Below are 9,031 nucleotides of genomic sequence, written 5' to 3' on the forward strand. Positions count from 1 at the left end.
ACTTTTTCTATATCCGTCCAATACCTTCACCTCATCTAAAGTATGGACATTTAAGGGACAGGCTAAAAGCTGATACCGTCTAAAGACGGTGGAGTTAAACCACGCATTTGTAACTTAAACCCTATCAATAACCCTATGACCAAAAGTGGCAGGGAGATCCAAAAGATGTAATGCCATGTTAAATATTCTATTAATAGACCGCCTATAGTCGGTCCAGACGCTGGTGCGACCATGATAACCAAACCAGTGAGACCAATCCCATCGCCGCCCCCCTCTTTTCCAGTGGATATATAACAAGAACGGTATTAAATATGAGTGGAAGCAACAATCCCATGCCAACCGCCTGTAAAACTCGGGCGAACATCAACATTTCAAAATTGAATGCCAGTGCCGCAATCCATGTACCTACGATTAAACTCATGACCGAACCTATGAACAGCTTCCTTGTGGAAAACGTCTGCAACAGCAACCCGCTCACTGGCATTAAAACGCCAAGAGTCAGCATAAAACCGGTTGTTAACCACTGTGCGGTTGCAGGCGAAATTTGGAACACTTCTATTAAATTAGTCAAGGCTATATTTAGAGAGGTTTCGTTAAACATGCCAACAGCACCGCAGATAAGTAACGCTGTCAAGATGGCACGCGTATTGTATTGATTCTTCATTTTATATCTCCTCATAAATCTATTTTTAATTAATATCAGATTATTTTTTAGCAAATCCTTGTTTGTTTAAATACTCAAGCATAAAGGGGAGTCTACTTCTATCAAGATGATCCTCAATGTGATCTTTCCATCCCTTTACTTTCTTTACTGTGAAAGGCGCTTTAACAGGACGATCTTGATAATATTCACGCATCTGTTGGTCATATGCTGCTAATTTTTCTTCATCTAGAGATTGATACTGATTATCAAACATGACCATCGATTGAGGCAAACGCGGTTTCAGTCCTGGCTTCTCTCCAGCAGGATGTCCTATGCATAGCCCCACTAACGGAATCACATACTTCGGTAAATTTAATACATCGGTTAATTCTGAAATATTAGCTCTTACTCCACCGATATAAACACCACCGAGTCCCATTGATTCTGCCGCAGTTAAAGCATTTTGAGCCATTAGCCCAGCATCGAATGTACCTATTAAAAGATATTCAATATAGTCAAGGTCAATCTTGGGTGCAATTTCATGATTCCTGTTAAAATCTGCACAAAAAATCCAAAATTCTGCTGCTTCTTCAATATAAGGTTGATTTACAGAGAGCTGCATCACTTTTTTTCGTAATTCTGGATCTGTGATTCTAATGATAGAAACCACTTGTAGTAAACTGAATGATGAAGTTTGATTAGCTGCCTTAAAGATTGCATCTCGTTGTCCCTCTGTCAGTGGTTGATTAGTGAAAGTACGAATGGATGTATGATTATGAAGCAATTCAAGGGTATTATTCATTTAAATCCTCTCCTCTATTAATTATTGTTCTCTTTCAGCCTTCCGTATTGGTAAGGAACTCCCATATTCTCGCGCAGTGTTTTCTCTTCATATTCCCTGTGGAATAAACCGCGGTCCTGCAAAATTGGGACAACTAGTTCCACAAAATCAGCAACTCCATCATAGGCTATATCCGGAACAACCGAGAAGCCGTCACATGCACCAGCCAAAAACCATTCTTCCAAGAAGTCAGCAACTTGTACGGGGGTACCTGCAACTACTGGATGATAGTTAATAACCCCATGAGCAAGAACATCACGAATGGAGATCCCTCTTTTCAGCAGCTCTAAAGCTCTGTGGGAACGTGGATCCATTGGATTGGCATATGCCTTTTTCAACAAGTCAGCTGATAAAGGTTGATCAATATCAACCGAATTCACCGATAGTCGTAAACCAACCATTGAGCCAAGGTAACTTACCCTTCCTGGAATCTCCTCAGGATTAAAACTCATAAGCTGTCTTCGTCGTTCTAGACCTTCTTCTTCAGTTGAGCCTAGGGAAAACATAAATCCTGCATACATCTTGATGTCCTCGGGATTTCTGCCAAAACGGGCAGCACTTTGTCGAAGCGCTTGTCTGTGTTCACGAGCAGATTCTATATCATAAGGATTTGCATAAACACCAGAAGCGTATCTTTTCTTTTCATGTATCTTCACTCCTTTATTTTTAAAAGGCTCCAAGTAAACAAAAGAGCCGCTGTAAACTATTTCTAATTAGATTCAATAAATTTGTAAAACACAAAATAATATTTAGCTTACTAACTAATTTGAAACATTTTAGCGAGTATGGATATCAATGTTTCAACTAGACGCATCCTCTTCAGTGGTTTCCTATAAACTTTTTCTTAGTAACTAAACGATATAGACCGATTTTATTTAGCATGCTAAATATCAACATAGAGAAAACTTTAGAATAAGTTTCTCTCCATTCTCTTCATAAGTTCCCTTAAGATTAAGCGTTCTTCCGGTAAAATTGAACCGAGTAATTTTTCTTGTTGCTGCTTCCATTTGAAATCAACAGGTTTCTCTAATTCTTTCCCTCTGTCAGTTAGGTAAATTCGCATAACCCTTCCATCTTGTTCATCACGTTTACGGTATATGAACCCATTTTGCTCCAACGATTTAACCATATTTGTTACCGTAGGCGGCTCACATTTTAAATGTTCACATAGTTGCATTTGTGTTATTCCATCACCTAACCACAAACGAGCGAGTAGTCTATCCTGGCCTACATGAAGATTAAGTTCTCTTAGATTTTCGCTATAATCTCGACGCATTTTGGATGAAATTTTATCTAATGACTCACGAATTTCGCATCCAACTATATCGTTCATAGGTATACCCCCACTACTATGATGTATTTAGCAAGCTAACTATATCATAGTTAAAAATAAGTTGTCCATCCAGGCTGAATTTATCTAGAACGGACGACAAAAGGATATGGATCAATGCATCATTATCTGTTAAACACTGAAATGTCCGGATTCTGTATATTACACCGTTTTGCCTATCAACTTGTTGTATGGAGTAATTTTGTTACAGACACTAGAATAAAACAAATTCTCAATTTTTAAAAGAGGGCAATAAAAGTTGCCATAGTACATTTTTTTGTACTTAATAGCTTGGTTATTACAAAAAATCTGCCGCAATGACAGCCTAGACCTTAAATCATTTAGTTTTGAATTAGGGGTAACTTGTAACCAATGAATGTGAGGGCCTTGGTTAGTCTGCCTGCTCCCCAAACTTCTTCCCGAACTTTTCCATCAAATCAATAATAGGGATCAATTCTTCCCCTTTTGAGGTTAGTGAATACTCAACACGAGGAGGAACCTCTGGAAAAACTTTGCGATTAATTAAACCATCCGTTTCCAGTTCTCGAAGTTGCTTTGTAAGAGAACCTTGTGAAATATCCCATAAAAAAGCCTTAATTTCACTATAGCGACGCTCTTTGGTCTTTAAATACCATAGAATTACATATTTCCAACGTCCGGAGAGGATATTTTGGGTATAAGCAATGCCATAAAATTCTCTTTGTTCCTTTATACACTCTTTATCAAATCCATCCTTACATATCCTAGACACCTTCTTCACCCGCTTTCTACTGTTAAGTACAAAAAACTGTACTAAGTCAATTTTTATTGCCTACTTTAAAAAGATGAGAAATGATTTTATTCTAGTATATGGAACAGAAATACTCAATACCTTTTTATTATCTGTTTACAATTTGATAAACATATGATTGTGTAACTTTAAGCTGAATAATTCTTTTATATACAAATACTTTAGGAGGAACAATCATGAGATATGGAATTATAGGTGCTGGACCAATTGGGTCTATTATTTCGAAAAAATTGGTTAAGATTGGACATGATGTCAAAATTGCAGATGCGCGAGGAATTGAACATTTAGAAGGGAAAGAACTTGCTGGAACAGCTGTGCGGGTAGAGGATGTCATTAAAAATATTGATGTTCTAATACTATCGCTCCCTATAAATGTACTTCCAAACATTCGGAACACTATCGATCAAGTTGGTGAGGCAGTCATCATTGTAGATACTTCAAATTATTATCCTTTTAGAAACGGTAAAATTGAAGAAATAGAGAACGGGATGGTTGAAAGTGTTTGGGTTTCAAATCAATTAGGCAGACCTATCATAAAAGCTTTCAACAACTTATTAGCCTACACTTTAGAACATGAAGAAAAATCCGAGGATTCTAGTGGACGAATCGCGATGGCAGTTGCTGGTAATGATCCTACACAAAAACACGAAATCATGGAAGTAGTAAACAAGTTAGGCTTTGACGCAGTAGACAGTGGTTCTTTAAGTGACTCTTGGAGACAGCAGCCAGGAACTCCTGCTTACTGCACAGAGTTAACAAAAGATGATCTTACGAAAGCGTTGAAAAAGGCAAATAAAGAAAAAGCACCATTACTACGGGACAAGGTGATGGAACGGTTAGCAGAGCTCTTTGCAGAAAAAAAGGAAGGCGAATTTTCACATAAGGATATTGTGAATATAAACAGAGAAATATACAATTCATAAAAACAAAAGGTGCACTCAGTTAAGGTGTACCTTTTTGTATATCCATATATACCTATTTTGCTAAAAAAATCATAACTACTATTGGAAATTCTGAAAGATTCAAGAGTCCGTTAAGTTAGATCTTAATTTTTTCAAAATAGAATTTATAATTATGTTTTAAATCCCTCTTCTACTAACCTGCCCTACCCGTTTAAGAACATTCTTTCAAAAGGTTATCTAAAATGAAGACAGTGTTGCACAGTAATGGTCTAATCCGTATTAATTACTTACTATCTTGTTCAACTTTACTGCCTTTGGTTTAAGTAAAGATCGTCACAATCATAACGAGTCAAACTGGAAATTCATTCAAACAATCCTCGACAATATGGCCTGATTGCGGAAAAGAGTAACTGGAGCTTTTAACTTTACTACTTTTTTTATAAAGTAGTGTTTGTTATGCAATTGCTGTAACAAAAATGTGTAACCAAATACTTTGTAACAATATTAATTATTTGATAGTTTTGGTACAATTGCACTGAAAGGTGAGGATGTAAATGAAATTTGGTTACATGCGCGTTTCAACCATTGATCAAAATTTGGATCGCCAAAAGAAGCAGCTTGAAGAATTTGGGTGTGAACGTATCTTTTTTGAAAAAGTAACAGGAACGAAACAGGAGCGGCCAGAGCTGAACCTTATGCTGGAGTTTCTTCGACCAGAAGACACCGTTGTTGTAACGGATTTAACCCGTTTATCCAGATCCACAAAAGATCTGATTGAGATTACAGAACTCATTGCTCAAAAAGGAGCGCATTTAAAAAGTTTAAAGGAGTCTTGGCTGGATACAGGTTGAGAATTCAATTTTAGAAAAATGAAAAAGACTCGTTAGCTGGGTAGCAAACAAGTCCTTATCCGTATGAAAGTAGAAATTGTTTTTATCTTGGTTCCACGATTAGCTTAATAGCCGTCCTTTCTTCTCCATCAATCAAAATATCCGTAAAAGCGGGTATACAAATTAAATCCACACCTCCGGGGGCGACAAATCCTCTTGCGATCGCAACTGCTTTCACTGCCTGATTTAATGCCCCGGCTCCAATCGCTTGGATTTCCGCGTTCCCTCTTTCCCTGAGAACGCCTGCTAGCGCACCCGCCACGGAATTAGGATTGGATTTTGCTGAAACTTTTAATATTTCCATTTCTTGTTCCTCCTTGTCATTTCCCCATCGCGATTGCCAAAATCAACAATCGCAGTAACCCTTTCCACTGTTACTATATTCAGGAAATTTCTGAACTATTCCGGTTTGTCCAAAAGAGGAAAGAGAAGAAATAAAAATGAGCATTATTATAAGAAAGGCGCAAGCGCCTTGTTCAGCCCCGACAAGCAAATGTTCCTGAACCTAGGAAGGGCGATCTTTCCCTTCATAGGTTCAGGGTTATTTGACCTCGAGGGGCTAGGCGCTGGAGCTAGATCCAAACATTAGCCAATTTCTTTCTTACCTTACAAGAAAGGGCACGTTCATTGATATCGCTGCCCCGAATTTGTTTAAAACATAAAACTGGGACATGGCCGCCATTCTGGCTGTTCCCAAATTTGGTTAAAACATAAAACTAAGGAACAGCCACTATTCCGGCTGTCCTCGAATTTGCCAAAAACATAAAACTGGGGCACGGCCACTATTCCGACTATCCCCAAATTTGACAAAAACATAAGAAAAAGGAGCGCCTAGCCTCGAGAGGCTAGGCGCAGGAGTTAGATCCGACATTATGCCTTCTTACTATTAGAAAAACGGATGGTCATCATTAATAAGAATCGGATGAATCTCTAGTGCTTTTCCAGTTGTATTCTCTACCTTAATTAAACAGGCGCTTAGCTGCTTGCGTCCCGTTTTAGGTACTTCAAATCGAGCTGGCAAGGCTGTGAGAAATTTTTGTAATACAGCCTCTTTTTCCATGCCTAGAATAGAATCATAAGGACCTGTCATACCTACATCTGTTATATAGGCCGTTCCGTGCGGCAATACTCGATAATCAGCCGTTTGAACATGTGTATGGGTGCCAACCACAGCTGATACTTTACCATCGAGAAACCAACCCATCGCCTGTTTTTCACTTGTTGCTTCAGCATGAAAATCAACAAAGATAATATTTGTTCGTTTTTTCGCTAATTCAATTAATTCCTCTGCCTTTTTAAATGGGCAATCCAGTGGCGGCATAAACGTTCTTCCTTGGAGGTTGATAATCGCAACTTCAATAGAATTAATTTTGACAAAAACCAGTCCTTTTCCCGGTGTGTTTTCTGGAAAATTTGCTGGTCTTACTAAGTACTTCGCGTCTTCAATAAATCCGAAAATATTCTTATTATCCCAAGCGTGATTTCCTAAAGTAACCGCATTCGCACCTGCTTCAAGAAATTGTTTGTAAATAGGTTCTGTAATGCCACGACCCCCCGCCGCATTTTCTCCATTGATAATCGTTATATGTGGACGATATTTTCTTTTTAATTTGGATAAATATTCTTGAATCATCGCTCTACCAGGAGATCCAACGACGTCACCAATAAATAAAATTTCCATAAAAAATCCCTTTCTTTTTGGACTGCATAAATAGTGTACCATATTGAAAAATAGAAGACACAAAAAAGCGGAGCGATTTACACCCCGCCTTTTCTACTTAGCATACTCAACGGCTCTTGTTTCCCGGATGACAGTCACTTTAACATGCCCAGGATAATCGAGATCATGCTCTATTTTCTTCCGAATATCGCGCGCCAGTTTATGGGCTTCCAAATCATTGATTTGTTCCGGTTTTACAATAATACGGACTTCTCTACCGGCTTGAATCGCATATGATTTTTCAACACCATCATAAGACTCGGAAATTTCTTCCAATTTTTCTAGGCGACGAATATAATTTTCAAGTGTTTCACTTCTTGCGCCAGGTCTTGCGGCTGACAAAGCATCTGCGGCTGCAACTAACACAGAAATGGTCGAGGTCGGTTCCGTATCCCCATGATGGGAAGCAATGCTATTGATCACAACAGGATGTTCCTTATACTTAGTGGCTAATTCAATACCAATTTCCACATGACTTCCTTCCACTTCATGATCGATCGCTTTCCCAATATCATGAAGTAATCCTGCACGACGGGCAAGTGTCACATCCTCACCTAATTCCGCAGCAAGCAATCCGGATAGAAATGCAACTTCTATAGAATGTTTGAGAACATTTTGTCCGTAACTTGTTCGGAATTTTAAACGACCAAGTATTTTAATTAAATCTGGATGCAACCCGTGAACGCTAACCTCAAATGTTGTTTGCTCCCCAATTTCACGAATGTGCTCGTCCACTTCGCGTCTAGCCTTTTCCACCATTTCTTCAATTCGTGCCGGATGGATTCGTCCATCTTGAACAAGCTTTTCAAGTGCTATTCGAGCAATTTCTCGTCTAATGGGATCAAAGCCTGATAAGATTACCGCCTCTGGTGTATCATCAATAATGAGATCAATGCCCGTTAATGTTTCAAGCGTCCTGATATTGCGACCTTCTCTACCAATAATTCTACCTTTCATTTCATCATTCGGTAGATTGACAACCGAAACGGTTGTTTCAGCGACATGTTCGGCCGAACAACGTTGAATCGCGAGAGAGAGAATATTTTTAGCCTTTTTATCAGCCTCTTCTTTTGCTTGCATTTCGCTTTCTTTGATCATAATGGCTGTTTCGTGAGCTAATTCCTTTTTTACTTCTGACAGAATAATGCTTTTTGCTTCCTCACGAGTTAAACTAGAAATCCGTTCTATCTCAAGCTCTTGTTTGCGGACCATCTCATCCACTTTGCTTTCCATCTCTTCAATATGTTGTTGTCTTTCATTAAGGGACTCCTCTTTCCTTTCGAGCGTATTTTCCCGCTTGTCAAGAGTTTCGCCTTTTCGGTCGAGGTTCTCCTCCTTTTGCAATAATCGATTTTCTTGTTTTTGCAATTCGGTTCTTCTATCTCGAAGTTCAAGTTCCATTTCAGTACGAAGGCGATGATTTTCATCCTTCGCTTCTAACAAGGCTTCTTTTTTCAATGCTTCCGCATCCCGCTTAGCATCTCCTAAAATCTGTTCCGCAGAACTTTTAGCACCTGTTATCTTTGCTTCCGTAATCAATTTAAAAATGAAATAGCCAACAACTACACCGACGATAAGGCCAAGCAAAATGGAGATGATGGTGATAAAGGTTGTACCCATACTTTCACCTCCCCTTGCTATAAAATTAAAAATAATTTTTTTCATGTCGGCTGGTACATTGCTACATAGGTTTCAATATACTGAGCCAAGCTCAAATTCATGCGAAAAAAATGTAAAATACACATGTTCATTTTATAGTTGTGACGTTTTAATGTCAAGTGATGTTCCTTTTCCTCCAGCTCTGAGGAGTAAATTTATATTTTGTTCCCTTTTTTAAGGAAAATACCTTATCAACATTTTTGAATGTTCCGTCAATTGAGTTTCCTATTTTTAGGATCAAATTGAACCAAATTCC

9 protein-coding genes and 1 pseudogene are annotated in these 9,031 nt (G+C 38.5%); 2 read left to right on the forward strand and 8 right to left on the reverse strand.

What is annotated here, in order from left to right; all coding sequences use genetic code 11:
• Window positions 1-202: 202 nt before the first annotated feature.
• The 5 genes from MUB24_RS22425 to MUB24_RS22445 all read right to left on the reverse strand — a co-directional run bounded on the left by MUB24_RS22425 (window position 203) and on the right by MUB24_RS22445 (window position 3,565).
• Window positions 203-664, reverse strand: a complete 462-nt coding sequence (locus MUB24_RS22425) for an MFS transporter (protein ID WP_396426810.1) — start codon at window positions 662-664, stop codon at window positions 203-205.
• A 40-nt stretch (window positions 665-704) separates the two neighbouring features.
• On the reverse strand, window positions 705-1,445 hold the full coding sequence (gene nfsA / locus MUB24_RS22430; protein ID WP_244707874.1) for an oxygen-insensitive NADPH nitroreductase: 741 nt from the start codon (window positions 1,443-1,445) through the stop codon (window positions 705-707).
• Between the two features lie 17 nt (window positions 1,446-1,462).
• Window positions 1,463-2,140 (reverse strand): LLM class oxidoreductase, encoded by a 678-nt coding sequence (locus MUB24_RS22435; RefSeq protein WP_244707876.1) that lies wholly within the window; start codon window positions 2,138-2,140, stop codon window positions 1,463-1,465.
• Window positions 2,141-2,391: 251 nt separating this feature from the next.
• On the reverse strand, window positions 2,392-2,817 hold the full coding sequence (locus MUB24_RS22440) for a MarR family winged helix-turn-helix transcriptional regulator (RefSeq protein WP_244707878.1): 426 nt from the start codon (window positions 2,815-2,817) through the stop codon (window positions 2,392-2,394).
• 388 nt (window positions 2,818-3,205) lie between these two features.
• The gene (locus tag MUB24_RS22445; RefSeq protein WP_244707880.1) at window positions 3,206-3,565 is read right to left on the reverse strand and encodes a winged helix-turn-helix transcriptional regulator; all 360 of its coding nucleotides are present in this window, start codon (window positions 3,563-3,565) and stop codon (window positions 3,206-3,208) included.
• Between the two features lie 215 nt (window positions 3,566-3,780).
• On the opposite strand from MUB24_RS22445, the gene MUB24_RS22450 reads away from it, so the two are divergent.
• Entirely contained in the window at window positions 3,781-4,527 is a 747-nt protein-coding gene (locus tag MUB24_RS22450) for an NADPH-dependent F420 reductase (protein ID WP_244707882.1), read from the forward strand.
• A gap of 533 nt (window positions 4,528-5,060) precedes the next feature.
• Window positions 5,061-5,351, forward strand: a pseudogene (locus MUB24_RS22455) (recombinase family protein); the annotation flags it as partial.
• Window positions 5,352-5,439: 88 nt separating this feature from the next.
• Here MUB24_RS22455 and spoVS read toward each other — a convergent pair.
• The 3 genes from spoVS to rny form a co-directional block, all read right to left on the reverse strand.
• The gene (gene spoVS / locus MUB24_RS22460; protein ID WP_213096710.1) at window positions 5,440-5,700 is read right to left on the reverse strand and encodes a stage V sporulation protein S; all 261 of its coding nucleotides are present in this window, start codon (window positions 5,698-5,700) and stop codon (window positions 5,440-5,442) included.
• Between the two features lie 582 nt (window positions 5,701-6,282).
• Entirely contained in the window at window positions 6,283-7,077 is a 795-nt protein-coding gene (locus MUB24_RS22465; protein WP_244707885.1) for a TIGR00282 family metallophosphoesterase, read from the reverse strand.
• Window positions 7,078-7,170: 93 nt separating this feature from the next.
• Window positions 7,171-8,736: a ribonuclease Y gene (gene rny, locus MUB24_RS22470; RefSeq protein ID WP_244707887.1), complete on the reverse strand. Its 1,566-nt coding sequence runs from the start codon at window positions 8,734-8,736 to the stop codon at window positions 7,171-7,173.
• Window positions 8,737-9,031: the final 295 nt, after the last annotated feature.

Source organism: Lederbergia sp. NSJ-179 (assembly GCF_022867885.1).
Lineage (GTDB): Bacteria > Bacillota > Bacilli > Bacillales > Bacillaceae_C > Lederbergia.

What these genes read in the sequence shown, in the direction of transcription:
- MUB24_RS22425 (WP_396426810.1), bottom strand. Translation starts at nt 664, where the DNA reads ATGAAGAATCAATACAATACGCGTGCCATCTTGACAGCGTTACTTATC.
- MUB24_RS22465 (WP_244707885.1), bottom strand. Translation starts at nt 7,077, where the DNA reads ATGGAAATTTTATTTATTGGTGACGTCGTTGGATCTCCTGGTAGAGCG.
- nfsA (WP_244707874.1), bottom strand. Translation starts at nt 1,445, where the DNA reads ATGAATAATACCCTTGAATTGCTTCATAATCATACATCCATTCGTACT.
- MUB24_RS22450 (WP_244707882.1), top strand. Translation starts at nt 3,781, where the DNA reads ATGAGATATGGAATTATAGGTGCTGGACCAATTGGGTCTATTATTTCG.
- rny (WP_244707887.1), bottom strand. Translation starts at nt 8,736, where the DNA reads ATGGGTACAACCTTTATCACCATCATCTCCATTTTGCTTGGCCTTATC.
- spoVS (WP_213096710.1), bottom strand. Translation starts at nt 5,700, where the DNA reads ATGGAAATATTAAAAGTTTCAGCAAAATCCAATCCTAATTCCGTGGCG.
- MUB24_RS22440 (WP_244707878.1), bottom strand. Translation starts at nt 2,817, where the DNA reads ATGAACGATATAGTTGGATGCGAAATTCGTGAGTCATTAGATAAAATT.